The 26,531-nt window shown below is 40.2% G+C and carries 24 protein-coding genes; 11 read left to right on the forward strand and 13 right to left on the reverse strand.

The genetic code is table 11. The annotated features are described in order from the left end of the window. Positions 1 to 340: 340 nt before the first annotated feature. Positions 341 to 1,249 (reverse strand): EamA family transporter, encoded by a 909-nt coding sequence (locus PSE83_RS16950; protein WP_004258651.1) that lies wholly within the window; start codon positions 1,247 to 1,249, stop codon positions 341 to 343. A 269-nt stretch (positions 1,250 to 1,518) separates the two neighbouring features. On the opposite strand from PSE83_RS16950, the gene sugE reads away from it, so the two are divergent. Further along, positions 1,519 to 1,833 (forward strand): quaternary ammonium compound efflux SMR transporter SugE, encoded by a 315-nt coding sequence (gene sugE / locus PSE83_RS16955; protein WP_004258648.1) that lies wholly within the window; start codon positions 1,519 to 1,521, stop codon positions 1,831 to 1,833. Positions 1,834 to 1,941: 108 nt separating this feature from the next. Here the strand turns inward: sugE and PSE83_RS16960 are convergent, their stop codons facing one another. Continuing rightward, positions 1,942 to 2,151 (reverse strand): helix-turn-helix domain-containing protein, encoded by a 210-nt coding sequence (locus PSE83_RS16960; protein WP_004258645.1) that lies wholly within the window; start codon positions 2,149 to 2,151, stop codon positions 1,942 to 1,944. A 206-nt stretch (positions 2,152 to 2,357) separates the two neighbouring features. On the opposite strand from PSE83_RS16960, the gene PSE83_RS16965 reads away from it, so the two are divergent. Genes PSE83_RS16965 through PSE83_RS16980 form a run of 4 tightly spaced genes read left to right on the forward strand, consistent with a single transcriptional unit; the run spans position 2,358 to position 6,369 of the window. Further along, a complete protein-coding gene (locus tag PSE83_RS16965) occupies positions 2,358 to 3,119 on the forward strand; it encodes a hypothetical protein (protein ID WP_181489358.1) in 762 nt (253 codons plus the stop codon). Positions 3,120 to 3,158: 39 nt separating this feature from the next. Then, positions 3,159 to 4,352, forward strand: coding sequence for an MFS transporter (locus PSE83_RS16970; protein WP_004258638.1), 1,194 nt, complete (start codon positions 3,159 to 3,161; stop codon positions 4,350 to 4,352). Positions 4,353 to 4,367: 15 nt separating this feature from the next. Further along, positions 4,368 to 5,132: a helix-turn-helix transcriptional regulator gene (locus tag PSE83_RS16975; protein WP_004258635.1), complete on the forward strand. Its 765-nt coding sequence runs from the start codon at positions 4,368 to 4,370 to the stop codon at positions 5,130 to 5,132. 52 nt (positions 5,133 to 5,184) lie between these two features. Beyond that, entirely contained in the window at positions 5,185 to 6,369 is a 1,185-nt protein-coding gene (locus tag PSE83_RS16980; RefSeq protein WP_272660999.1) for an MFS transporter, read from the forward strand. 309 nt (positions 6,370 to 6,678) lie between these two features. Here the strand turns inward: PSE83_RS16980 and tet are convergent, their stop codons facing one another. Beyond that, entirely contained in the window at positions 6,679 to 7,881 is a 1,203-nt protein-coding gene (gene tet / locus PSE83_RS16985) for a Tet(A)/Tet(B)/Tet(C) family tetracycline efflux MFS transporter (protein ID WP_096864381.1), read from the reverse strand. A gap of 80 nt (positions 7,882 to 7,961) precedes the next feature. Here tet and tetR point away from each other — a divergent pair, with 80 nt between their 5' ends. Next, the gene (tetR, locus tag PSE83_RS16990) at positions 7,962 to 8,561 is read left to right on the forward strand and encodes a tetracycline resistance transcriptional repressor TetR (protein WP_164565534.1); all 600 of its coding nucleotides are present in this window, start codon (positions 7,962 to 7,964) and stop codon (positions 8,559 to 8,561) included. Positions 8,562 to 8,624: 63 nt separating this feature from the next. On the opposite strand, the gene frdD is transcribed toward tetR, so the two are convergent. The 4 genes from frdD to frdA are packed head-to-tail and all read right to left on the reverse strand — an operon-like array spanning position 8,625 to position 11,927. Beyond that, positions 8,625 to 8,978 (reverse strand): fumarate reductase subunit FrdD, encoded by a 354-nt coding sequence (gene frdD, locus PSE83_RS16995; protein WP_004258620.1) that lies wholly within the window; start codon positions 8,976 to 8,978, stop codon positions 8,625 to 8,627. Between the two features lie 15 nt (positions 8,979 to 8,993). Then, positions 8,994 to 9,389 (reverse strand): fumarate reductase subunit FrdC, encoded by a 396-nt coding sequence (gene frdC, locus PSE83_RS17000; protein ID WP_004258617.1) that lies wholly within the window; start codon positions 9,387 to 9,389, stop codon positions 8,994 to 8,996. Between the two features lie 14 nt (positions 9,390 to 9,403). Next, positions 9,404 to 10,138 (reverse strand): succinate dehydrogenase/fumarate reductase iron-sulfur subunit, encoded by a 735-nt coding sequence (locus PSE83_RS17005; protein ID WP_004258616.1) that lies wholly within the window; start codon positions 10,136 to 10,138, stop codon positions 9,404 to 9,406. Next, positions 10,131 to 11,927, reverse strand: a complete 1,797-nt coding sequence (frdA, locus tag PSE83_RS17010) for a fumarate reductase (quinol) flavoprotein subunit (RefSeq protein ID WP_004258614.1) — start codon at positions 11,925 to 11,927, stop codon at positions 10,131 to 10,133. Before frdA ends, PSE83_RS17005 begins: the two co-directional genes overlap by 8 nt. 799 nt (positions 11,928 to 12,726) lie before the next feature. Here frdA and epmA point away from each other — a divergent pair. Beyond that, the gene (epmA, locus tag PSE83_RS17015; RefSeq protein WP_004258613.1) at positions 12,727 to 13,704 is read left to right on the forward strand and encodes an elongation factor P--(R)-beta-lysine ligase; all 978 of its coding nucleotides are present in this window, start codon (positions 12,727 to 12,729) and stop codon (positions 13,702 to 13,704) included. A 69-nt stretch (positions 13,705 to 13,773) separates the two neighbouring features. On the opposite strand, the gene glpQ is transcribed toward epmA, so the two are convergent. Next, the gene (gene glpQ / locus PSE83_RS17020) at positions 13,774 to 14,847 is read right to left on the reverse strand and encodes a glycerophosphodiester phosphodiesterase (protein WP_004258611.1); all 1,074 of its coding nucleotides are present in this window, start codon (positions 14,845 to 14,847) and stop codon (positions 13,774 to 13,776) included. A 103-nt stretch (positions 14,848 to 14,950) separates the two neighbouring features. Continuing rightward, positions 14,951 to 16,300 (reverse strand): glycerol-3-phosphate transporter, encoded by a 1,350-nt coding sequence (gene glpT / locus PSE83_RS17025; RefSeq protein ID WP_036958039.1) that lies wholly within the window; start codon positions 16,298 to 16,300, stop codon positions 14,951 to 14,953. A 436-nt stretch (positions 16,301 to 16,736) separates the two neighbouring features. Here glpT and glpA point away from each other — a divergent pair, with 436 nt between their 5' ends. From glpA to glpC, 3 genes are read left to right on the forward strand one after another with little or no spacing between them, the layout of a single operon-like run. Beyond that, positions 16,737 to 18,392 (forward strand): anaerobic glycerol-3-phosphate dehydrogenase subunit A, encoded by a 1,656-nt coding sequence (glpA, locus tag PSE83_RS17030; RefSeq protein WP_004258606.1) that lies wholly within the window; start codon positions 16,737 to 16,739, stop codon positions 18,390 to 18,392. After that, positions 18,382 to 19,677, forward strand: a complete 1,296-nt coding sequence (gene glpB / locus PSE83_RS17035) for a glycerol-3-phosphate dehydrogenase subunit GlpB (protein ID WP_110591191.1) — start codon at positions 18,382 to 18,384, stop codon at positions 19,675 to 19,677. Before glpA ends, glpB begins: the two co-directional genes overlap by 11 nt. After that, positions 19,674 to 20,867 carry an anaerobic glycerol-3-phosphate dehydrogenase subunit GlpC gene (glpC, locus tag PSE83_RS17040; RefSeq protein ID WP_272661000.1) on the forward strand — a complete coding sequence of 398 codons (1,194 nt, stop codon included), beginning with the start codon at positions 19,674 to 19,676 and terminating at the stop codon, positions 20,865 to 20,867. The genes glpB and glpC overlap by 4 nt, the downstream gene beginning before the upstream one ends. A 94-nt stretch (positions 20,868 to 20,961) precedes the next feature. Here the strand turns inward: glpC and PSE83_RS17045 are convergent, their stop codons facing one another. Further along, on the reverse strand, positions 20,962 to 21,630 hold the full coding sequence (locus PSE83_RS17045; protein ID WP_004258598.1) for a 7-cyano-7-deazaguanine/7-aminomethyl-7-deazaguanine transporter: 669 nt from the start codon (positions 21,628 to 21,630) through the stop codon (positions 20,962 to 20,964). 168 nt (positions 21,631 to 21,798) lie between these two features. Between PSE83_RS17045 and tusA the strand changes: the two genes are divergently transcribed. Next, the gene (tusA, locus tag PSE83_RS17050) at positions 21,799 to 22,047 is read left to right on the forward strand and encodes a sulfurtransferase TusA (protein WP_004258596.1); all 249 of its coding nucleotides are present in this window, start codon (positions 21,799 to 21,801) and stop codon (positions 22,045 to 22,047) included. A gap of 54 nt (positions 22,048 to 22,101) precedes the next feature. On the opposite strand, the gene PSE83_RS17055 is transcribed toward tusA, so the two are convergent. The 3 genes from PSE83_RS17055 to PSE83_RS17065 form a co-directional block, all read right to left on the reverse strand. Next, the gene (locus tag PSE83_RS17055; RefSeq protein WP_004258594.1) at positions 22,102 to 23,076 is read right to left on the reverse strand and encodes an Rpn family recombination-promoting nuclease/putative transposase; all 975 of its coding nucleotides are present in this window, start codon (positions 23,074 to 23,076) and stop codon (positions 22,102 to 22,104) included. A gap of 198 nt (positions 23,077 to 23,274) precedes the next feature. After that, positions 23,275 to 25,677: a zinc/cadmium/mercury/lead-transporting ATPase gene (locus PSE83_RS17060; RefSeq protein ID WP_272661001.1), complete on the reverse strand. Its 2,403-nt coding sequence runs from the start codon at positions 25,675 to 25,677 to the stop codon at positions 23,275 to 23,277. 153 nt (positions 25,678 to 25,830) lie between these two features. After that, positions 25,831 to 26,460: a lysoplasmalogenase gene (locus tag PSE83_RS17065; protein WP_004258589.1), complete on the reverse strand. Its 630-nt coding sequence runs from the start codon at positions 26,458 to 26,460 to the stop codon at positions 25,831 to 25,833. Positions 26,461 to 26,531 lie beyond the last annotated feature (71 nt).

Below are 26,531 nucleotides of genomic sequence, written 5' to 3' on the forward strand. Positions count from 1 at the left end.
GCCATCCCCATCTGTTCAGTTGATTACTTTTTGTTATTTGTTTAAGTAAAACTGAGAAAGGTATAACCATACTTAAGTCAAAGAAAAAGTAGCTAAACCGATACACCCAATTGAAATTTGAGATAAATTTCATAATTGTAGCCAGTATCACTAATTTAGGATTATTTATTGGATTTTATTTGGTTTTGAACTAGTGGTTGTCTATTGAATTGGTTTTTTATCTTGATTTATTATTTATTTTGAAATTAATGGCTATTGATGTATTTTTATCGATGAGGGGATGGGTAAAGGTAGGGGAAATAATCGGAAGTTAAAAAACCTCCGATTATTAATTGGTTAACTAGGTATGTCTTAATTTTTGAATTATTTTTTTGCCAAAAAGTGTAGTAATTAGGCCAAACATGATTAAAACAAGGCCAGCAACTTGTACGCCATTAATGTGCTCATCAAGAAATAATGCACTACTGCTTAAACCGAAGACGGGAACTAACAATGAAAAAGGAGCAACACGCCACGCTTCATAGCGACCGAGTAAGACACCCCAGATCCCATAGCCAACAAATGTTGATAAATAAGCTAAATAGATAATGACACCAAAGACCGACCAATTAAAACCAGATAGCCCTTCAATAATTGCTTCTTCACCTTCTAAAATCCATGAACTAATTAAAAACGGAATAATTGGGATCAGAGCACTCCAACTGACTAAAGATAGGGCGCTGCATTTCTCTGCGCCTTCCTGTTTCATAATAATTCTATTAGTGATATTACCACAAGCCCATGATAATCCAGCAATTAAAGTGAATGCTAATCCGAGTAATGGGATATCATCAAGCCCACCGGCAGTGGCACCATTGGCTAACACCGTCAGCCCTGCAATCGCGATAAACATACCAATAAAGTGGGTTGGCTGTAATGATTCCTTTAAAATCATTGCGCCAAGTAATAGGGTAAAGAAAGCTTGGGATTGCAATATGACAGAGGTTATACCCGCAGGCATACCAACTTGAATAGCACAAAATAAGAAGGCGAATTGACCAAAGCTAATTGTTAGCCCATAGAGAAGTAATAATTTGAATGGAATTTTAGGGCGTTTAAAAATAAAAATAGCGGGAAAGGCCACAAACATGAAGCGTAAGGCACCTAATAATAACGGTGGAAGTGCAGTTACCCCGAGCTTAATGATAACGAAGTTAACTCCCCAAATAATCACCACACAAAGGGCGAGTAAGATGTCTCTGAGACTCATGCTGTTTTCTCGATGAACTTGCCAGATAAGACACCTACTTTACCTGTGTATAATTTTGAGTGCGATGGTTATGATGCTTAATCATAAAAAACAGTATAAAAAGGTTAAATATTATTGCTGATTTGCGCTTATTTGTTATTTTTCGTTGCTTGAGTCTTGTTACATGAATGTTTATAATGAATTTTCACTTCATACGTATTCAGGACGACCTGAATTAACGTCATTTAAATATGGGGACGACCCCGAGTATTTAACGGGAGCAACCAGCTATGGCTTGGATCGTCCTTTTATTTGCGGGTTTATTAGAAGTTGTATGGGCTGTTGGCTTAAAATATACCCACGGTTTTACACGTTTAACACCGAGTATCATTACCATTATTGCGATTATTGCGAGTATGGGTCTGTTAGCTTACGCAATGCGTGACTTACCTGTCGGCACGGCTTATGCAATTTGGACCGGTATTGGTGCAGTGGGTACGGCAATTGTTGGGATTATTTTTCTTGGGGAATCAGCGAATATGTTTCGCTTATTAAGCCTTGCCTTGATTATTACAGGGCTAATTGGTTTAAAAGTATCAAGTTAGCTTTCAAATTAAGCATTTTTTAATTAAAAATGAATAATAAGCGGGTGACAGAGAAAGTTACCCGCTTTTTTTGATATTTTTGGGGACATAGAGAAAACAATTCTTATGTTATTTTTCGTTATAACGCGATGGCCAAATTTCAGATGGTGCAACATCCAAAAACTCGGCAATAATGCGCTCTCCTTTTGGCCAGCGTCTAGATAGGGCGTTATTTAATGTTGATGAGTTTAACCCTGCTGAACGTGATATTTGTGAAAGAGAAGAACCTTTTTTCTTTATTGCTGCAATAATATCAGCCGAGTGCCAGTCTTGTTTCATATGATCTCCAATAGTTAATATATAAATATAATTTAAATTATTTTAATGAACTGTAATTCAATTGAGATATAAAGATAAAAAAATAATTCTTAATTTTGAATACCTTTAAATTTTGGCCTTTGAATATTTATTTTTATGTGTTAAAGATATAGATTCAACGTTTTTATTATCTTTATTTTTATTTAAATAACTAAAAGGTGATTTTTATGGATATAGAAAACAATAGGATGGAAAAAATAAGTGCTAGTGTGAAATTAGACCTATGTAATTATTTTAATTGGAATGATATTGATGTTAATTATAATATTATTGATATTGACGAAAAAAAGATATATGCATTGTCAAGCGACTATGAATGGCAATTAATTTATTGGCATCATGATATGGATTTATCATTAAAAGAACGGTTATTTGCGGGTGTTCAATATTGGAGTAATTATTCAGATGCATACCAGAAAATTTTAACCAAATTAGATAAAGGAAATAAAAAAATTGATTTTTGCAATAGATACAATAATTTATTTGAGATATTTTCACTCAATGCGAATCATAAAGTCCCATATGATCATTTACTTTCATTGTATCGATGGCGTTCAATAGTTTCTGAATATGCATATGAAAAATGGTCTGAAAATAAAACGGTTGCATTACCGTTACGCCAAAAAATTGAATTAGACGAAACCGCACCTATTATTTGCAGGGGTAATGAAACCTCTAATTATATACGTTTTGGGCAGTTGTCATTTTCAAATAAAGAAGTATTAACCATCCGTTTGTTGCTTTCCCACCGAAATATAAATGAAATTAGCCGTATTCAAGGCTGTTCGGAGGAGGACGAATATATAAGGGTTAACAATATCAAAAAAAAATTAAGCTGTGAAATGGTATCTCAAAAGGAATGTTTTTCGGTAATGAAAGATCACGGGATTACATTAGCAAGCTTAGAAAAATTAATGCCTATTAATTAATTTAACTATTTGTTTCATATAGGGATATGGGATCATTTTATGAAATGGAAATTACGTTTTGGCGCTGTAGCAGGGCATACCTTAGAATTTTATGATGTTGCAATTTTTGCAGCGATTTCATCATATTTAAGTGCAGAATTAACTCGGCTAGGTTATCAGCAAGCAACGGAACTTGTGTGGGGGATTTTTGCTTTACGCTTTCTTATACGGCCACTAGGTGGGTATGTGATTGGCCGTTATGCAGATAAAGTTGGTAAAAAACCGGCAATGATTTTAGTAAGTATTCTCACCGGTAGTGCAACATTATGTATGGCATTTCTGCCAATTGAACTCTTAGGGGTATATACGCCTTTAGCCATATTATTTCTTCAAATGTTGCTATCTTTTAGTTTTGCGGGTGAAAGCCCATCACTGTCTACCTATTTATATAAAGACTCTAAGCCCCAAGAACGAGGTAGAATTTCGGCGTTGTTAACTGGAAGTGCGGTTGTTGGTGTTATTGGCTCGTTAGGAATCGTGTTAATTCTCGAAAATATATTAGACCCTGAAACCATGCAAAGGGTGGGGTGGAGGATACCACTACTATTAGGTCTAGGTAATATACTGATCTGTTTTTGGTTTCGCTATCGCTTACCAGACCAACCCATTGAGTATGATGGGTGCCAAAAAATAGATTGGCTTAAGGCATTTAATATTTTACTGGTTGTTATTCCTGGTTCGGTTATTTTTTATACCTTAAATTTTTCATCTTCGTTTTTACTTAAGGAGTTAGAGCTAGAAGAATTTAAAAGTATATATTCAATGATATCATCAACTTTATTATTGATTTTAATGGCAATAGTTGGCTGGTTAACAGATAAATACAGTTACTCTGAACGGGTGTTTAACTTAGGGGTAAAGTTAGCTGCCATACTATCAATTCCTATTTATTACCTAATGTCGACTAAGGTTTTATCATTAGTACTTATCTCCCAATCGTCAATTATTATTATTTCAGCAATGGTTTTATGTAATTGGAATTATGCCATGGCAAAACCAGCCAATGGACAAGTTACGACTTTAAGTATGGGATACAATCTTGCATCGACGATTATAGGCGGGTTAACGCCTTTAATTATCAACTATTTAGTCATCATTGATGTTTCCTTGGTTGGTGTTTTTGTTTCATTGAGTTCGTTAACTCTATTTGTTTCATTGTTATTGAGTAAAAAACAAAGGTTATTAACTATTTAAATGTAAGGGTGACATATGAATATAGAAAATAAACACCTAGAACTTTCTTGTTCTGGTTTTGGTGATAAGTTTTTAAAGTATTTCGATTGGAATGATATAGATGTTACTTATAGTAGAGTAGATTTGATTAATCATTCTGTAAGGACTATTTCTAGTAATTATAATTGGGTTCTTATGGTTTGGGATGATGATTTAGATAAGAAAGTAAAGGAGCGATTAATCCCTGGTATTCAATATTGGAATAATTACTCTGCCGAATTTCAAAAAACATTATCTAAAACAGATAAGAAAGAAATGAAAGTGGATTTTTGTACTCAATATGGCGGTGTATATGAAATTACATCAATAAATTCAAGAAAGAAATTCTCATCTAATGAGTTATTAGAGCTCTATAAATTAAGAGCTGTTATTTCTGATTACTCCCAGCATGTCTGGAAAGATAATGAAAATATTATTTTACCACTTAGGGCGGACATAAGCTTATCTCAACAAATTGAAGATAATAACCGAGATATTTTAGATTTTCATCATTATATGCGTTTTGGTAACATTCGTTTTACCCGTAAAGAAATGATAACTATTCGTTTATTATTATCACATTGCCGAGTAAAGGAAATTAGTTATATTCAAGGTTGTTCGGAAGCGACAGAAAATAAACGTATTCTACGCATTAAAGAAAAACTAGGTTGCTCTTATACTTCACCTAGTGGTTTATTTCAGGCTTTAAAAGAAAATGGCATTACTCTTGCGTGTTTGGAATCTTTGGTGAGTTACCCTTAAATATGAGAATATTTTTCTACAAGGAAATTGATTAATAGAAAAGGGATAAATAATGAAATGGAGATTCATGTTTGGCGCCGTCGCAGGTAATGCTTTAAAGTATTATGATATTGCTGTGTTTGCGGCTATATCCACTTATTTAAGTACGGAATTAACTAATTTAGGTTATACACAAGCAACGGAAATGGTATGGGGGATTTTTGCATTACGTTTTTTTATCCGCCCACTAGGTGGGTATGTTATAGGCCGATATGCTGATACGGTAGGGGAAAAATCAGCTCTAGTATTAACAAGTATGATAACCGGTACGGCAACATTAATGATGGCACTGTTACCCATTGAATTATTAGGGAACTATACGCCATTAGTAATATTAATTTTACAATTAGCACTTTCTTTTAGTTTTGCTGGGGAATTTCCTTCTTTAATCACTTATTTATTTAAGGATTTAGATGGGAATATTCAATCTAGAGTTTCATCAATTATTGTTGGTAGTTCTTTATGTGGAGTAATCGCATCATTAGCTGTCGTTTTCATGTTAAAGAACACATTTTCTGAAGAAGCGATGCAGTCAATTGGCTGGAGGCTCCCACTATTAATTGGTTTAATTAATATTTTAATTAGTTTTTGGTTTAGAGCAAAATTACCGGATTATAAAAGTGAATTAGATGAAAAACCAATATTCAGTTGGCTCCATGTATTTTGGGTTTTCTTATTTACCATTCCTGGTACTGTCACTTTCTACTCTCAAAATTTATCAACTTCATTAATTATTGAAAAATTAATGATAGACGAGATAAAGAGTTTTTATGAAATATTTTCGTCCGGTCTATTGTTAATTTTTATGCTGATATGTGGTTGGTTAACCGATAAATATAGCTCAGTTAAATCTGTTTTTAATATGGGAGTCATTGGGATGGTATTGCTTTCAGTACCACTCTATTTTTCATTGCAGCTAGATAATTTACTTCTCGTCTTTTTCGCTCAAGTCGTTATGTCCGTATATTCAGCGATGATATTGTGTAATTTATCGGCCGTACTGATGGATAAATCTAATGGGCAAGCAACAATACTAGGCGTAGGGTACAATGGCGCCTCTGCCTCTATCGGGGGGATAACGCCTTTAGTCGTCGGTTATTTAGGTCACTTTAACTTAGGTTATGTTGGGCTATTTGTTGCGGTTTGTGGGCTTTCCTACTTTATATCTACTTGGTTGCCAAAACCAAATCCTGTTTAGTGTTAGTCATGATTTAATCCCCCTTAAGGGGGGTTAAATATCAATACATCATAGGGTTACAGTAACGAAAAATCAGATAGTTACCTTATTAACTATATAAATATTTTGCTTTTCGACATAGTATTTGACGCTATTTTCATACCATGATTTAAGTTCAGATGATGCGTTTATCAGGTTATCTAGCCTTTCTTTTGCAGGTTTCGTTCTCGGCTTTTTAGGTTGTATTGTCATCGAAATATCTCTTAACGTCATGTTCCAAAAGCAAATCTGATAAGGCCATCATAGCACTTGATATTAACATGCTAAAACTTAGCTCTCCGGCAGTTTCGTTATTTTAACTATCTGGCTGCTACTTCTATGAAAAGATAAAATAAATGCGATCAATAAAACATACATCATCGCACCAATCAGCCATACCCAGCCATCCCATGTTGCGAGTGTTTGACCAAAAATAAAACTAAATAATAATGGACCAATAACCCCAGTGGCATTGGTTAAACTGACTAAAATTCCTTGTAATTTACCTTGGTTAGCTTGATTAACTTGAGCTGACATCAACCCTTGTAGTGCTGGCAATGCAATACTGCCACCAGCGAGTAAGACCAATGTTGGGTAAATCATCCAGCCTTCTGTCAGTAATGACAAAATAATGAATGCGGCCCCATCCACGACAAAGCCGACAATGATTGTCACTTTTTCATTGAATCTTTTGGCTATTGCGCCTGCGACAAAGGCTTGAAACAAGGCATGCATAACGCCTAAGCCTGCTAAGGATAACCCAACTTGCATGCTATTCCATTGGAAGCGGTTTTCGGTAAATAACACCCAAGTTGTTGCAGGGATTTGGCCAATTAACTGTGCTATAAAAAAGACGAAAAGTAGCAAAATCACGGGTTTTACCACTTGCATGAAGGGAACAGGTGACGATAGCTCCGCATTCTGCTCACCCTGTTCAGCGACTTTGTGTTGATCTTTAAAAATAAACCAGATCACGACAAAAGAGCACGCATTCAAAATAGCCGCAATAACAAAAGGAAGATGAGGAGAGAGTTGTCCTGCAAAACCCCCAATCGCAGGCCCTGCGATTAAGCCAATACCAAAAGCTGCACCTAAACGACCAAACCACTTGGTACGTTCTTGTGGCAGTGTATTGTCTGCAATAACAGAAGCGGCTACTGCGCCTGTTGCACCAGTGATCCCTGAAATTAAACGGCCTAAATACAGCATCCAAAGTGAGCTCGATAAAGCCAACAAAGTGTAGTCCAGCGCTGCTCCGGCAAGGGAAAGAAGCAAAATGGGCCGGCGGCCGAATTTATCGGACCATTTACCCAATATTGGAGCAAAAAATACCTGCATGATGGCATAGAGCGCGAGCAGTATGCCGTAATGATTAGCCAAATGTTCTATGGAGACATATTCACGCAGTAAAGCAGGTAAAACAGGCATGATCAAACCGATCCCCATCGCATCAAGGGCTGTGATCATTAATGCCGTGATCGCAAATTTATTCATTATCTATTTCTCTATCATTGATAGAGTTGGAATATATCCCTATCAGTGATAGAGTGTCAATAGAAATTAAGGGGAAAACGATGGCACGATTGGATAAAGAAACCATTATTACGGCGGCATTAGATTTATTGAATGAAGTAGGAATGGAAGGGCTGACAACACGAAAATTGGCCCAAAAATTGGGGGTTGAGCAACCCACACTGTATTGGCATGTGAAGAACAAGCGCACATTGTTGGATGCATTATCTGTTGAAATGCTAAAACGACACCATAACCATTCATTACCCGTTGAGGGGGAATCGTGGCAGGAGTTTTTGCACCATAACGCATTAAGTTTTCGCCGAGCCTTGCTCAGTTATCGTGATGGAGCAAAGGTACATTTAGGAACACGCCCTAGTACAGAACAATACGCCACCGTAGAAAAGCAATTACAATTTATGATTGATAGCGGTTTTTCATTAAAAAGTGGCCTTTATGCAGTGAGTGCAGTGGGGCACTTTACATTGGGTTCAGTACTTGAGCAGCAAGAGCATTTAGCGGCAATGGGTGAGAGAGATGTTGAACAAGACGAGGCGATGCCATTGCTATTAAAGGAAGCTGTTCAAATCATGGATAATGATGATGGAACAGAAGCATTTTTGTTTGGTTTAGAATCACTTATTCGAGGCTTTAAGCCCTAAAAAAGAAAAGGTATGACAATGTGCTGTCATACCTTTTATTAAAATAATGTGTGATTGAATTATTTACAGAGTAAATACACCAATAATTGCAATAACGCTAATGATTGCTGAGCCGCCGTAGAAAACCCATTTTGTCGCAGGGACATGGATTTTAAAGTCGTGCAGCGTATGGTGGATACGGTGCATACCACACCAAACTGGCAAAATAATCATCAGTAATAAGAATACGCGGCCGATAAAGCTTTGGCTAAATGCCATAATGCGCTCATAGCTAAGCATTTCTGGTGCAACGCCGAGAGGAATTAAAATCCCTAACAGAATGATGATTGCAGGGCCAATTACGGCGCTCCACATACCACCAGCACCAAATAATCCCCAGAAAATCGGCTCATCGGAACGTTTAGGCGTTAGATTCATCAGATTCTCCTTAGATTAAAATAATAATGCGATAGCTAAGATTGCTGCCGTAACAACAATCGTGAGAGCCCAGAAGCCTTTAACGATAGGCTCATCAGACATTTTCTTATCTTTCACAATAATACTGACGGCTTTTGGTGCAAGATTGAACCATGTGGTGGTGTGCAATAATGTTGCTGCCAAAGTAATAATGTTAATGATAAGAATGATTGGGTTACTTAAGAACCCAACAAAGCCAGCCCATGATTCAGGGCCACTCTTGAGTGCAAATACCCCATATAGGACTAAGATACTAAACCAGACTTGAAGGACTGAAGTACTTTCACGCATGATATAAAAGCGGTAAAAACCTAGCTTTTGCCACCAATCGCCCTTCATTTCCCTTACATAGGGTTTACGTTTTGTTGTCATGACTTCAATTCTCCTTATCGTGGCTTCAGCATGGCGATAACAAAGTCTTGCGCACTGGCAACTTTACCTTGTTGGATCGCACCCGCAGGGTCGACATGCTTAGGACAGACTTCAGAGCAGTAGCCTACAAACGTACAACTCCAGACACCATTGTCACCGTTTAACAAGGTCATGCGTTCTTTCGCACCATGGTCTCGGTTATCTAAATTGTAGCGCTCTGCCAATGTAATCGCGGCTGGACCGATGAACTCTGGGTTCAGTCCAAATTGTGGGCAAGCTGCATAGCACAGACCACAGTTGATACAGCCTGAGAATTGATGGTATTTCGCCATCTGGGCAGGCGTTTGCTTATTTGGGCCTTCAGAAGGTTTACGGTCATTACCGATAATGTACGGTTTGATCGCCTCTAAACGCTCAATAAAGTGAGTCATATCAACAACAAGGTCGCGCTCGATTGGGAAGTTACCTAATGGCTCAACTTTCATGCCTTGCGGGTATTCACGCAGGAATGTTTTACAAGCCAGTTTAGGCACTTTATCCACCATCATGCCACAAGAACCACAAATCGCCATACGACAGGACCAGCGGTAAGACAGATCTGGAGCGAGATTATCTTTGATATAGCCTAACGCATCTAACAAAGAAGTTTGCTCGTCGTAAGGGACATCATACGTCACCAAATGGGGCTCACTATCCGTTTCCGGATTGTAACGCATGATCTCCATTTTTAGGTGTTTCATATCATCCATTAGCTTGCTCCTTCTTCGCCTTATCTTGAGCTTCAGCTTCGGCACCGTAAACACGTTTAGCTGGCTGAGATTTCGTGATTTTCACGTCACTGTATTCTAAACGAGGGGAGCCCTCTGGGTTATAGAATGCCAAAGTATGTTTAAGGAAATTAACATCATCACGCTCAGTACAGCCTTCATCGAGACGTTGGTGTGCACCACGTGATTCTTTACGGTTGATTGCAGAGTGAGCCATACATTCCGCCACATCAAGGCCAAAGCCTAATTCAATGGTGTACAGTAGGTCAGTATTAAATACGCTGCTATGGTCGGTAATTTCGACATGTTTGAAGCGTTCTTTCAGCTCAGCAATTTTATCAACGGTTTTTTGCATTAATTCAGGAGTACGGTAGATACCGCAGCCTTCTTCCATTGAAATACCCATTTCGTCGCGGATTTTCGACCAGCTCTCTTTCCCTTTTTGGTTCATGAGCTTGCTGAGGTCAGCTTCGATATCACGAGTACGGGCTTCGATAGCATTTGCATTGGCTGGTGTTGCTTCAGCAGCATGGCGAGCAGCTTCTTCACCTGCCAGACGACCAAATACGACTAATTCAGCTAATGAGTTAGAACCTAAACGGTTTGCACCGTGCAAGCCAACAGAAGAACACTCACCGACAGCAAATAGGCCTTTGATGCGTGTTTCTGTGCGTTGATCCGTTTCGATACCACCCATAGTGTAGTGAGCGGTTGGGCGAACAGGAATTGGGTCTGTTACTGGGTCAACACCCACGTAGGCTTTCGCTAATTCACAAATAAATGGTAAACGCTCATGCAGTTTTTCTGCGCCAAGGTGGCGAAGATCTAAGTAAACAACATCACCGCGGTGGGTACTGATGGTGCGACCTGCACGCCATTCGTGCCAGAACGCTTGGGAAACTTTGTCACGTGGACCCAGTTCCATATATTTATTTTCAGGTTTACCTAGTGGAGTTTCAGGCCCCATTCCGTAGTCTTGCAGATAGCGATAGCCGTCTTTATTGACAAGGATCCCGCCCTCACCACGACAACCTTCGGTCATTAAGATACCAGAACCCGGTAACCCAGTTGGGTGATATTGAACAAATTCCATATCACGCAGCGGCACGCCATGGCGGAATGCGATACCCATACCATCACCGGTTACAATACCGCCATTGGTGTTGTAGCGATAAACGCGCCCAGCACCGCCAGTTGCCATCACGATGGCATTAGCACGGATCTGGACTTTTGTTCCTTCCATCATATTTAACGCGACAAGACCACGGACTTGGCCTTCATCAACAATGATATCGAGAACAAAATGTTCGTCAAAACGTTGGATTTGTGGATATTTTAATGAAGTTTGGAACAGGGTATGGAGCATGTGGAAGCCAGTTTTATCAGCAGCAAACCACGTACGCTCAATTTTCATTCCACCAAAACGGCGAACGTTAACTGAACCATCTGGTTTACGGCTCCACGGGCAGCCCCATAGCTCTAGTTGGGTCATTTCTGTTGGGCAGTGTTCGACAAAATAGTCGACAACATCTTGCTCACACAGCCAGTCCCCACCAGCTACAGTATCATTAAAATGATAGTCATAGGAGTCATGAGCCTGAGTAACTGCTGCTGATCCCCCCTCTGCGGCCACAGTGTGACTACGCATTGGGTATACTTTTGAGACCAGAGCAATCTTGATATTGGGATTTGCTTCAGCGGCAGCAATTGCTGCACGTAAGCCTGCGCCCCCGGCCCCGATAATCGCTAAATCGGCATTGAAGGTTTGCACTGCGCTTCTCCATTGTTCAAGTGTAAAATTGATAAATTCTTTTAAATACTTTTGATAATTAGCTACGTCATTTTCAGTTCAACTTAAAGTTAAACTACGAAATATCTGTTTTTTAATAGTAAATAATATAATAGCTAATAATGACTTATCATGCTGTGAATTATAGCGAATAGTACTCAAGATAAATTTGATATAGAGGGGGGTTTTGGCCAAATTTAGCGATAAAGTGTGAGGTAGATCTTCTTTTTATAAATTGTTTTTACATTGCTCGATTTTCTAGGCTGTTAACATCGAATAAAAAGGAATTTCAAATAATTATCATTAAATTCACATAAAATCTTAGCGTATAAAACCAAGGAAATTAGTCAGGTTTTACCAATAATAAGTGAATAATACTATTATTATAGCTGAAGAGTTTCATTCATATTGAATGCTAATTTGCGAGGAGTCTCACTGTTTATTTTTAGAAGAAGTTCAATTTCGAAGAGAAAATTTTAAAATAGATTGAGAAAGCGAATCGTTTCGCTTTTCTAGTAACAGCTATGTCACATAATATAAGAAATAATCATGTTTTAGGCTGTTTTCTTTACGCCTTCCCATCAGCTTATGTAAAGCTAAAAGCAAAGGCTTTGCCTAATCGTATAAAGCAAGAGATAATCTGGTTATCTCTACTTACTCATCATGTCGACAGTTACAAGTACTTACGCCCAGATAAATGTGCATTATCAGTGTAAATGCATTGTGTGTTGCAAGTGAGGTGGGTACACTGCACGACTAAGTTTATTTTGGAGTCATCTTAATGAGTGATATAGCGAATTGGCAGCCAACCGCCCCCATCGCTAACCTGTTACAGCGCGCAAAAATAATTGCGGAAGTCAGACGTTTTTTTACTGATCGCTGTGTACTTGAAGTCGAAACCCCCGCAATGAGTCAGGCAACAGTCACTGACATTCATCTTGTTCCATTTGAAACGCGTTTTGTGGGTCCTGGTGCGGCACAAGGCATTAATTTATATTTAATGACTAGCCCTGAATACCACATGAAACGCTTATTAGCGGCAGGTAGTGGCCCTATCTATCAGTTAGGTCGTAGCTTTAGAAATGAAGAAGCAGGGCGACATCATAACCCTGAATTTACCATGTTAGAGTGGTATCGTCCGCATTTTGATATGTATCGTTTGATTAATGAAGTGGATGATTTACTGCAACAAGTTTTAGAATGTGAGAGTGCAGAGCTACTTTCTTACCAACAAGCGTTTTTACGTTATTTGGATATTGACCCGCTGTCCGCTGAAAAAAGCGAATTACGTGAGGTTGCAGCCCGTTTAGATTTGAGCAATATCGCGGATCAGGAAGAAGATAAAGATACCTTACTTCAACTGCTATTTACCATGGGCGTTGAGCCTCATATTGGTAAAGAAAAGCCTGCAGTCGTGTATCATTTCCCTGCGACTCAAGCTTCTCTTGCGGTGATTAGCACGGAAGACCACCGCGTAGCTGAGCGTTTTGAGGTGTATTATAAAGGGATGGAACTGGCGAATGGTTTCCATGAACTCACCGATGCAAGCGAACAACGCCAGCGATTTGAACAAGACAACCGTAAGCGTGCGGCAATGGGGCTCCCTACTGCGCCTATTGATGAGCACTTATTGGCGGCTTTAGAGCATGGTTTACCCGATTGTTCTGGTGTAGCAGTTGGGGTTGATAGGCTGATAATGATTGCATTAAATGCAGACAAAATCAGTGATGTGATCGCATTCCCTGTCACTATTGCTTAAATAAGGCGGTTAACTTGAAGAGAATGCAGCCAAATGAAATGGCTGCATTCTTGTTTTTGGTTCAGAAAACTATTTTTGCTTCTGCTGTTCTAAGAACTTAACCCCTAAGTCAGGGAAGTCTGTGAAGGCGCCATCGACATCGGCTTGGTTATAAATAATGTCATAAAGCTGTTGCCCATCTTTGGCGTATTTTGGCAGCTTATCAACACGGATAGTGAATGGATGAACTGCCATTTTATTATCATGAGCTTCTTTAACCATGCCATTCACTTTGATATTAGTTGGCGTAGATTCTTCACTAATTAGCATATGATAATCAGGGCCAATACCATCAGCATAGGTCGCAATTTCTTTCATGGCGCCGGGTTTCATCATCCAATCATAATTGTAATTAACCCAAGTTCCGTCAGGTTTTTGCTCTTGAGTTTCATTCCAATCGGTGTAAGCAATCAATTGAATTAATTTAAGATCCATTCCCATTTCTGGCATCAAGGTATTTTTGATACGTTTTAGGTCATTAGGGTCAAATGACTGTAGATAAACGTTGGAATCCTTGGTGGTATAGCCATACTCTTTAAGGACTTCGAGTGTTTTTTTGGTGATATCTTTGCCTTCTTGTAAGTGGAACCAAGGGGCTTTAATTTCTGGGTAGATACCAATATTCTTACCCGTTGACTTGTTTAATCCCTGAACAAATTCAATCTCTTCTTGGAAAGTATGAACGCGGAAGTCTGATTTGCCCATTGGGAAGCGGTTCGGATAGCTTTGCACTTTTTTACCATCAACAATATCAAATCCTTCTGTAAAATTGAGTGATTTGATTTCATCAAGGGTAAAGTCAATCGCATAGTAACGGCCATCTTTACGAGCGCGGTCAGGGAAACGTTCAGCAACATCTGTCACGCGATCGAGATAATGGTCATGTAAGACCACGAGCTCGTTATCTTTCGTCATAACTAAATCTTGCTCAAGAAAATCAGCACCTTGTGCGTAAGCCATTGCTTTTGCAGGTAGGGTATGTTCCGGTAAGTAACCACTTGCACCACGATGTGCAATGACAACTTTACTTGAAGCTTGAGCTACAGCAGACACTGACATCACTAAAACCATACTAGCCACCAATGTTTTTAATGGAAAGCTCATGATTATATCTCCTTGGCACTTTATTTGGGTAAAAAAATGGGCTACATCATTTTTTGATATAGCCCACGAGTCTAGCGATTAACAATGAACATTTGATGAATGTTTATTGTGAGTTTGCTAATTCGCGTTTATGTTTGCTTTCGCTCAACATCACGATAAACAGTAGAACAACGGCCAGTGCTGAACCACCGATCATGACTGCGAAGCCACCGTCCCAACCGAAGTAGTCTACGGTATAACCAACGATAGCACTTGCTGCTACAGAACCACCGAGGTAGCCGAACAAGCCTGTGAATCCTGCGGCTGTACCTGCTGCTTTTTTCGGTGCAAGTTCAAGGGCGTGCAAACCAATCAACATAACAGGACCATAGATTAGAAAACCGATGATCAACATACATGCCATATCAACATTTGGGTTACCAGCTGGGTTCATCCAGAACACGATAGTTGCAATGGTTACCAGAACCATGAAGAACACACCAGTGGCTCCACGGTTACCACGGAAGACTTTATCCGACATCCAACCACACAGTAACGTACCTGGGATACCTGCGTATTCATATAAGAAGTAAGCCCATGAAGATTTGTCCATTGCGAAGTGTTTAACTTCACGCAGGTAAGTTGGAGACCAGTCCAAAACACCATAACGCAGTAAGTAAACGAACACGTTCGCAATCGCAATCATCCATAATAGTTTGTTAGGGAAAACATACTTCATGAAGATTTCTTTTGCAGTTAACTCTTGCTCATCTGATGCTTTATAGTCAGTTGGATAGTCGTTTTTGTACTCTTCAATTGGAGGAAGACCACAAGATTGCGGGGTGTCGCGCATTAACGCAAATGCAATGATTGCAACAAGGATAGCAGCCAATGCAGGCATATACAGCGCAGCTTTCCAGTCGTTAAACCATGCCATACCTAACATGAACAGTAATGGAGGGATACCACCACCGACGTTGTGTGCACAGTTCCAAACCGAAACGATACCGCCACGTTCTTTTTGTGACCACCAGTGAACCATGGTACGCCCACAAGGAGGCCAACCCATACCTTGGAACCAACCACAAAGGAACAGTAATACGAACATTACCATGATGCTTGATGTTGCCCATGGTACGAAGCCCATAATTAACATCACTGCGGAGGCGAGAATCAAACCTGCTGGTAAGAAATAACGCGGGTTTGCACGGTCGGAAAACGACCCCATGATAAATTTAGAAAATCCGTAAGCAATTGAGATCCCTGATAATGCAAAACCAAGGTCACCTTTAGAGAAACCTTGTTCAACAAGATATGGCATCGCTAACGCAAAGTTCTTTCGGACTAGATAATACGCTGCGTAACCAAAGAAAATACCCATGAAGATCTGCCAGCGAAGCTTACGATAGACAGGATCTATCTTATCCGCTGGCAGCCTCTCTATATGAGGTGCTGGTTTAAAAATGCTTAACATATACGCCTCCGATGGCATGCTAATTTTTATTTACACTTCCATTTCTCTATTTCAGAGAAATATTGAGTGTTTATTATTGGTGAAGTAACAAAAACGAAAGTAATCGAGTAATTTAAGAGTCTTTATTTTCTTAATTGCTCTAAATTGTAGGCGTTAAAAAACAATTTATCTGTAATCCAACGCACAATTATTGATTTTGTTTATGAAGTTGCATAGTAAATGACATTTGTGAATAGAATGGAACTAGAAATGTTAATTATTTTGTGATTCTCATCACGATTTTGTTCTTTTGAACACTGAATATGCATCAATTGCTTTCGTTTTTGTTCCTTATCAAACATTGATCGCGTTTCTGGGCTATATTTAATAATAGATTATAAAAATAGAATCTATACTTATCGATTATAGAAATGTTTATTAATGTGAGGAATGCGACATGAATGGCTCATCTGTGACTGAGACGGATGTCATCATTATTGGTGGTGGCGCAACAGGTGCAGGAGTCGCTCGTGACTGCGCTCGCCGAGGTCTAAGAACTGTTTTACTCGAAAGGCATGATATTGCGACTGGCGCGACAGGGCGTAACCATGGGTTACTTCATAGTGGCGCGCGTTATGCAGTCACAGATGGTGAATCCGCCAGAGAATGTATAGAAGAGAACAAGATTTTAAAACGTATCGCGCATCACTGTATAGAGCGAACTGATGGTTTGTTTATTACTTTACCTGAAGACAGCTTAGAGTATCAGCAACAATTCATTACGGCTTGCCAAGCTGCGGGTATTGATGCGACTGCAATTGACCCCAAAGAGGCTATTCGCCTTGAACCTTCTGTTAACCCACATCTAATAGGTGCGGTTCGTGTTCCTGATGGCACGGTTGACCCATTCCGTTTGACTGCGGCAAATATGTTAGATGCCAGAGAGCATGGCGCGAAAGTGTTAACTTATCATGAAGTTATTGGTTTGATTCGTGATGGCGACACCGTACGTGGCGTTACGGTTTATGATCACCACGCCAAGAAGCAATATGATATTTACGCGGAAATTGTCGTCAATGCAGGCGGGATCTGGGGGCAAAAAATCGCAGAGTATGGCGAATTAAAAATTAAAATGTTCCCTGCGAAAGGGGCGCTATTAATTTTAGGCCATCGCTTGAACAACATGGTGATAAACCGTTGCCGCAAACCTGCAGATGCCGATATTTTAGTTCCCGGCGATACGATTTCCCTGATTGGGACCACATCGACTCATATTGAATATGACCAAATTGATAATATGTATGTCACCCCTGAAGAGGTGGATATTCTTATTCGTGAAGGTTCAATGCTATCGCCAGCACTTGCAACAACACGTATTTTACGTGCATATGCAGGTGTTCGGCCATTAGTTGCCAGTGATGATGACCCATCAGGGCGTAATGTCAGCCGCGGTATTGTGCTGTTAGACCATGCTAAACGCGATGGCTTAGAAGGGTTTATCACTATCACTGGTGGTAAGTTAATGACATATCGTCTGATGGCTGAGTGGGCTACTGATAAAGTTTGTGAAAAATTAGGCCACAGTGCCAAGTGTACAACAGCAGAAGCGCCACTACCGGGCTCGCAACATAGTGCAGAAGAAGCCTTACGCAATGTTGTTTCTATCCCAGCCCCTATTCGTGGCTCAGCGGTTTACCGTCATGGTGACAGGGCTTCTGCAATTCTCAGTACGGATAGGCTCGATAAAAGTTTAGTTTGTGAGTGTGAAGCCGTTACTGCTGGTGAAGTACGCTATGCCGTTAATTCATTAACGGTGAATAATTTACTTGATTTAAGGCGTCGTACTCGTGTGGGGATGGGAACTTGCCAAGGTGAATTATGTGCTTGCCGTGCTGCGGGGTTACTCAATCGTTTTAATGTCACAACGCCTCATGAAACAGAGCAACAACTGAGTCACTTCCTTAATGAACGTTGGAAAGGTGTACGTCCAATTGCTTGGGGTGACGCATTGCGTGAAAGTGAATTTACCAGCTGGGTATATCACGGGTTATGTGGCATGAATGAAGCGACACTTGGCAAGGATGCACAGAAGGAGGCGGACAATGAAATATGATGTAGTGGTAATGGGCGGCGGTTTAGCTGGATTAATGAGCGGTATCCGTTTGACCCAGTCTGGTCTATCTTGTGCAATTGTTAGTGCAGGGCAAAATGCATTACATTTTTCATCAGGCTCCTTGGATTTATTAACCCATTTACCAAATGGACAAGTGGCTGAAAAACCACTAGAAATGCTTGATGCGCTAAAGGAACAGGCGCCAGCACACCCTTATAGTTTAATCGGAAAGACGCAAGTTACTGAGCTAGCGCATATGGCTCAGTCAATATTGCAGCAAGCAGGAGTTCATTTAAAAGGCTCTTGTGAAGAAAACCATTATCGTATTACACCTCTGGGCCATAAACGGATGACTTGGCTTAGTCCTGAGTCTGTTCCGACTGTCGGTTTGCACCATAAAATGGATGTTAGCAAGATTGCTGTGGTTGGTATCGAAGGTTTCTTGGATTTTCAACCTCAGATGGTGGCTGATGAGCTACAACGTGAGGGGTTACAAGCAACATCGCATTATGTGCATTTACCATTATTAGACCGATTAAGAGAAAACCCGAGTGAGTTTAGAGCGGTTAATGTTGCTCGTTGGCTTGATAGACCAGAAAATATGGCACAAATGGTTGCTGAAATTTCTCCGTTGGTCACAGATGCAGAGGCGATTTTTATGCCAGCCTGTATCGGACTCGATAGCGATGAACCTTTACATGAATTACAAATGAGCTTAGGTAAGCCATTATTTTTACTACCGACTCTTCCTCCTTCGCTATTGGGGATTCGTTTGCATGAAATGTTACTGCGTCAGTTCCGTCGCCAAGGTGGAATTGTGATGCCTGGTGATAAAGTTACCGCTGTGAATTGTGTTGATGGCCGAATTGAATCTGTCCAGACTCGTAATCATGGCGATATCTCTTTAAAAGCTAAGCATTTTGTTCTGGCGACGGGAAGCTTTTTTAATAATGGTTTGGTGGCAGAGTTTGACCGTGTCTATGAGCCTTTGATGCAATTGGACCTGTGTGAAATTTCAGAACGTGCAAAATGGACTAACAAAGAGTTTTTCGCTTCCCAGCCCTATATGGCTTTTGGTGTGAAAACCGATGAAAAACTACGCGCACAAAAAGAGGGGAAAGCCATTTCTAATCTTTATGTAGCCGGCGCTGTTTTAGGCGGTTTTGACCCTCTCACTCAAGGTTGTGGTGCGGGCGTATCGATAATTAGCGCATTATATGCCGCTAATGAAATTATTAATGAACTGAGTAAGAATAAAACTATGCAGGTGGAGGTGGCACAATGAGTATTCAAGATGCAAGCTTTGAAAGCTGTATTAAATGCACTGTGTGTACCACTTATTGCCCTGTTGCAAAGGTTAATCCTCTGTATCCTGGCCCTAAGCAAGCAGGGCCAGACGGTGAGCGTTTACGCTTAAAAGATCCGATGCTGTATGACGAAGCGTTGAAATATTGTACTAACTGCAAGCGTTGCGAAGTCGCTTGTCCATCAGATGTGAAGATTGGCGATATTATTGCTCGTGCGCGTAATACTTACAGCCAACAGAAACCTAAAATTCGTGATGCTATTCTCAGCCATACGGATTTAATGGGGTCGTTATCGACGCCATTTGCACCAGTTGTCAATACTATTACAGGGTTAAAACCTGTACGTCAAATCCTTGATAAAGCATTGAAAATAGACCACCGCCGTGAATTACCTAAATATTCGTTTGGGACTTTCCGCCGTTGGTATGCAAAACAAGCCGCTGAACAAGCTAAATTTGAAGAGCAAGTTGCGTTCTTCCATGGCTGTTATGTGAATTATAACCACCCTCAATTAGGTAAAGACTTAATTAAAGTCTTTAACGGCATGAATATTGGTGTTCAGCTACTTAAACGTGAAAAATGTTGTGGTGTGGCATTAATAGCCAATGGCTTTATGAAACAGGCTAAGCGCCAAGCCAATGTTAATTTAGAGTCATTGCAAGAAACTATCCTTGAAAAACATGTACCTGTTGTTGCAACTTCATCAACCTGTACGTTTACCATCCGTGATGAATATACGCATGTACTTGATGTTGATACTTCTGCAATGAGGGATAACATCGAGCTCGCAACGCGTTATATTTATCGTTTACTTGAAGAAGGGCGTGAACTCAAACTGAAACATACGCCTTTAAAAGTGGCTTATCACACACCATGCCATATGGAAAAAATGGGGTGGTCTTCCTATACGTTAGAGTTAATTAAACGTGTACCAGGGGTTGAGCTAATTGTGTTGGATTCACAATGTTGTGGTATCGCAGGAACCTATGGTTTCAAAAAAGAAAACTATGAGGTTTCTCAAGGAATAGGGGCAGGGCTGTTCCGTCAAATTGAAGAAAGTGGTGCGGATATGGTGATTACAGACTGCGAAACTTGTAAGTGGCAGATTGAGATGTCGACGAGTAAGAAGTGTGAGCACCCGATTTCACTTCTAGCAAAAGCTTTGTGATCTGTTACTTATCGAATTGTAGGGTTGTTATTTTTTGTTTTAGCTCAGTTAAACTTATTTGGAGATAGCATATAACTATCTCCTTTTTTTGTTTTTAGTGTTGATTGGCTAACTGTTTTTTATCTGAGTTTGCAAAGAAAGACTTCAAGATAAAGTTCAAAAGCACACCATAAGCAGGCAAGAAAAATAGCATGCAAATAAGTAGCTTAAAGACATAGTCAACTAAAGCAATCTCTACCCAATTTGCAGCCATAAATGGATCGCTACTACGGAAAAAAGCAATAAAGAAAAAGGCGATAGTGTCAATCAAGTTACCAAAGAACATTGCACAGGCAGGTGCTACATACCAACGTGCATTTTGGCGTAATCGATTGAAAACACTGACATCTAATATTTGACCCAGTACATAAGCCATAAAACTCGCTGCGGCAATACGTGCTACAAATAAGTTAAATTCAGATAATGCGGTAAAACCTTGCCATTCACCTTGGAAATATAAAGCTGAAATAACGTATGAAATCAGTAATGCGGGCAGCATAACTGCAGTGATAATTCTGCGTGCAAGCGGCGCGCCATAAATACGAACGGTTAAATCAGTAGCTAAGAAAATAAATGGAAAAGTAAATGCACCCCAAGTGGTATGGAAGCCAAAAATATTAATTGGCAACTGCACGAGGTAGTTACTAGAAGTAATGATTAAAATATGAAATAACGAAAGCCAAATTAACGCAGTGGCTTTTTGCTGCGCAGTAAAATCAAACATATTGTACCTTTTTAGTCACAATGGGGTGAGGGAACCCATGAAATACATCCCAACACTTGGGAGCAGCGCATCATACTCTTGTTGCGCAACAAATGCAAAACTGTTCATTTATCAATGGATATTTTATTATATAATCAGTCTATTGATCCCTTTTAGAAGTGTTTTTTAATGTCTGATTTATTTGCTAACCCAACGAAAACCCTTGATACACTAGGGCTGCGTTGCCCTGAGCCTGTGATGTTAGTGCGTAAAACGGTTCGTAACATGGCCGATGGTGAAACGTTGTTAATTATTGCTGATGACCCAGCAACCACACGTGATATCCCAGGTTTTTGCCGCTTTATGGAGCATGATTTATTAGCAGTAGAGGCTGACAACGCACCATATCGTTATTTGTTGCGTAAAAAATCGAGCTAGTTGTTACTAGCTAATTTCTTTTTGTATGTTAATCCCTGCCAAGAGGTAGGGATATTATTGTAGGCTTAATACTTCCTGATAGCTTAACCCAGTAAGTTGGCAGATAAGTTCAATACTTGTACCAAGTTGCAAACCTTTAAGTGCAACTTCATGTTGTTTTTTGTTTGCTCCAATATCAATGCCTCTATTTACACCAATATCAATGCCTCTATTTACGCCAATATCAATGCCTCTATTTACACCAATATCAATTCCCTCTTGTAACCCTTGATTTTTTAATCGTTGCGCGATGTTCATAATAGCCTCTTGGTTATTTTCTAATTGGTATATAAGTTGATTAACCACTGTCTCAAAATGAGGTGAATCCATAGTAATAAATAAATAGTTGAAAATAGTGATGATGTCATCACTATGATGATAATTTTGATTCATCGCTTCAGCTAGTAACTGCGTGACTTTTTCTATGTTATCTCTTAAGTCTCTGTGCTTCATTGCGAGTTCCATGACGGCAACTTTGCGATGATTTACGAGTTCGTTATCATCAATAACAGTAATATCAACGAGCGGAAATGGCTGACTATATAAGTTTGATGCAATTTCTGGCCATGGGAAACAGTGTGTCCATGGTTTAGCATATGGATAAGGCGTTATCTTCCCATGATAAAATAAAACAGGCACAACCAGCGGTAGATCACGATGACCTTGTTGTAAATGTTGGTTCATGGCAAGGAATGCATAATGCATCATTCTCCAACCCATTAGTTTATCTGGTGTTGATTGGTGCTCAACTAACATATAAATATACCCTTCACCTTGCTGTGTCTCGACAGTGTAGAGAACATCTGAAAGACGAGTGCGTAGCTGGTTATCAATGAAAGAAGAGTTTGTTATCGCTAATGTTTTGAAATCACATAATTGCTTAATATGGCCGGGTAAATGGATATCAAAAAAATCACGTGCATTATCAATTTTAGACATAAACCCTTTAAATGCAGCATCATGTGGTGTTGAACTGTGATTTTTTACCATGCCAAGTACCTGCTAAACGTCATGCCGAAATAATCTATTTACAAAACGTATTTTAGCGAAGATTGAGACTGATGGAGAAAAAGTTAGTCCTAATTCTCTAATTAAGATTGTATTTAACATATTGTAATACAACAAAATATTGGAATGGTTGTAAATAAAAACGCCACTAAGTGTGGCGTTTAAATCAATTGGTATAAATTATTTTTTCACTTGAGGTAACTTGACTCGCAGTAAACGTACAGCGTTCGCAGTGACGAGTGCTGTTGCACCTGAATCAGCAAGTACGGCGACCCAAAGCCCGGTAATTCCCAATAAACTGGTCACCAGAAATATTGCTTTTAGCCCCAAGGCAATCGCTATATTTTCACGAATAATTTTCCGAGTCGCACGAGATAATGCAATAATCTCTGCAAGTCCAGTCAAACGGTTATGGGTTAATGCAGCATCGGCGGTCTCTAATGCCACATCAGTACCACTACCCATGGCAACACCGATACTAGACGCTTTCATTGCAGGGGCATCGTTAATACCATCACCGACCATCATTGTGCTGTGGTTACGATTAAGGGCCATAACTGCCGTCACTTTATCTTCTGGTAATAACCCTGCGCGGTATTCCATGCCTAATTGGTCTGCAATAGCGCTTGCAGCACGAGGGTTATCGCCTGTTAGCATTACAGCATTCACATTGAGCGCTTTCAGCATGCTCATCGTATCTACTGCATCGCTGCGCAATGTATCTTGCAGTGCGGTTAAACCAATTACGCGGTCATTTTCGAGTGTGACAACAACCGTTTTTCCTTCAGCTTCTAATGTTTCGACCTTATTTTGCCATTCACTATCGAGTGGAATATCAAGGCGGTTTGGCGAACTCACTAGTATACGCTTACCATCAAGTACACCCTCCACTCCTTTTCCAGCCAATGCTTTACGATCTTGTGCTTCAACAATGCCTAACGATAACGCCTCTGCTTTATTCACCACCGCTTTTGCCAGAGGATGATGTGAACCCACTTCAACGGAGGCGGTAATTTGGACTAATTCAATTTCGGTCATGCCTTCTACAGGAATAAGGTCAGTGACATGAGGTTTACCTTCCGTGAGTGTGCCTGTTTTATCTAAAGCAATTGTCGTGATAGTGCCCAGTTGTTCAAGTGCCGCACCGCCTTTAATTAATGCACCTCGGCGTGTTGCTGTTGCCAGTGCAGACGTTATCGCCGCAGGGGTTGAAATCACTAATGCACAAGGACAACCGATTAATAACAGTGTTAAACCTCGGTAAATCCAAGTCTCCCATGGTGCACTGAAGAATATTGGTGGAATAATAATCACTAGTGCTGAAATAAGCATAATGATTGGGGTATAAACTCGACTAAAGCTGTCAATAAAGCGTTCTATCGGCGCACGGCGTTCTTCAGCTTCCTCAATTAGCTGTAAAATGCGGTCAATCGCATTTTGACCTTGCTCTGATACCACCTGCATTTGAACGGCTCTATCAATAGATAAGCAGCCTGCAGCCACCTTTTCACCGACATTACGCTCTACAGGAACGGACTCACCTGTTAACGCACTTTCATCAAAGCTGGCAAAACCTGACACTAACACCGCATCGGTAGGTAAACGCCCACCCGGTGCAATCTCAATAATGTCTCCTGGTCGTAATTGCGCAACAGGAATCGTTGTTTTTTGCCCATCTTTGATTAAAACGGCGTCTTCTGGTACCAGTGCCATTAAGGCGCTAACCCCTCGTCGGGCCCTTCCGGCAGAATAGGATTCCAACATTTCGCCTAACATAAACAGTAAGATAACCATTGCGGCTTCTTCTGTTGCTTGAATAAAGATTGCGCCTATTGCGGCAACGGACATCAAAGTTTCGATAGCAAAAGGGGAACCCGTTCTCATTAAGCGCAATGATTTACGTGCGATCGGGTATAACCCAAATAGAGTGGTTAAAATAAAGGCGATATTACCCAACTGTGGATTGATAAACTCAATTCCCCAACTAATCGCCATTAAAATCGCTAATATAATAACGGGCTTAGCTTCATTGAGTAAGCTTTGTGGTGGCGCGATAGTTGCCGCACTGTTGCCACCGACTTCAAGTAATTCATAACCCGCAGTTTCAACGGTAGAACGCACTGCTGTACTAATATCGGTGTTGGCATCAACCACCAGTTTTTCCGTAGCAAATAACACTTTAGCTTGTTTTACTTCACTTATTTGCCTAACTGCAGTTTCAATTTTGTTTGCACAGCTTGGGCAATCCATACCACGGATGATCCAGCTAAAGCGCTGGCCTGCCGCTTGGGTAGGCTCAACTTCATTGCTGATATCCGCAGTTAACCCGCAGCTATTGCCATGTTTGTGATCATGACCAGTATGGTCATTGGCGGCGTGATCATGAGTTGAATGACACTCACCACTGTGCCGGTGAGTGCCTTCATCGTCGTCAGGATGTTTCTTCACACTGCCATGTTCATGAGTATGTGAGTCATCACTAACTTTTTGGCTATTGCCCGCTACAGTAGATGAACAGCAACTGTTGCTAGAGCAGCAGCTACTTGTGTGATTATGTGTTTCTTTATGGGAATGTGAGTGCATAAGCGCCCCCTTATCAAACAATGTGTTCTATCATTGTGGATAAGTTTACACTCTGGAGTCTACTCCAGAGTCAAACAAAAATAGGGCGGCCAATTGATAAAATTCTCAAATAGCACTTTTTATCAATTGGCATGGTATGACTAAAAGGTGTGATTATAAGTAAATCGCTCGCACAATGAAAAATTGCCCAAGGAAGTATAGTGCTGCAACAACGGCTTTTGAGGCTTTAAAGGGAATACGGAATCGAGCAATTAGCCAAATACAGTTAGAAAGAAATAGCAGTGATGCGCCAATCATGATTGAGAAGTTGTATTCACGACCGAGACCAAAATATTGGTCACCAGCAACCCATGCCATAATCATGCACATTATTAATGATGCAAAAACAATAGCTTGTAGGCCTTCAAGCTTGCCCCAAATGAAAACTAAAGTAACGGCAGCGACAATCAGAGGTGCGGCAAGCCAAGGTAGATAGAGCCCGAAATTAAATTGCATTCCGAAGCTGATGGTATAAATCAAATAACTCAAGAACATCAACGCGACGGAAGCTAGTAAGTGCTCACTTGAAAGCATGCGAGAAAGATCTGCAACGAGAGAAACTAGCAGCCCCGCAAGAATAAGATAATTTTGCAGGTTAAGGTCGTCGGAGCTCCAACCCCAAAGTAATAAAAGTAGCAGTGTGATTGGGCGAAATAACCAACGTTGCCACCCGGGTCCTCGATAGGCGGCATCGACATATAACCAACCGGAAAAGAGTACAGCGAGGAATGGCCAACTAATCATATACACATCCTTATATGTTCAATGAATGACACGGCAGGGATCCGGTAACTTAGAAACGTGTCCTGTTTAGT

This window comes from Providencia sp. PROV150 (assembly GCF_028481025.1).
GTDB lineage: Bacteria > Pseudomonadota > Gammaproteobacteria > Enterobacterales > Enterobacteriaceae > Providencia > Providencia hangzhouensis.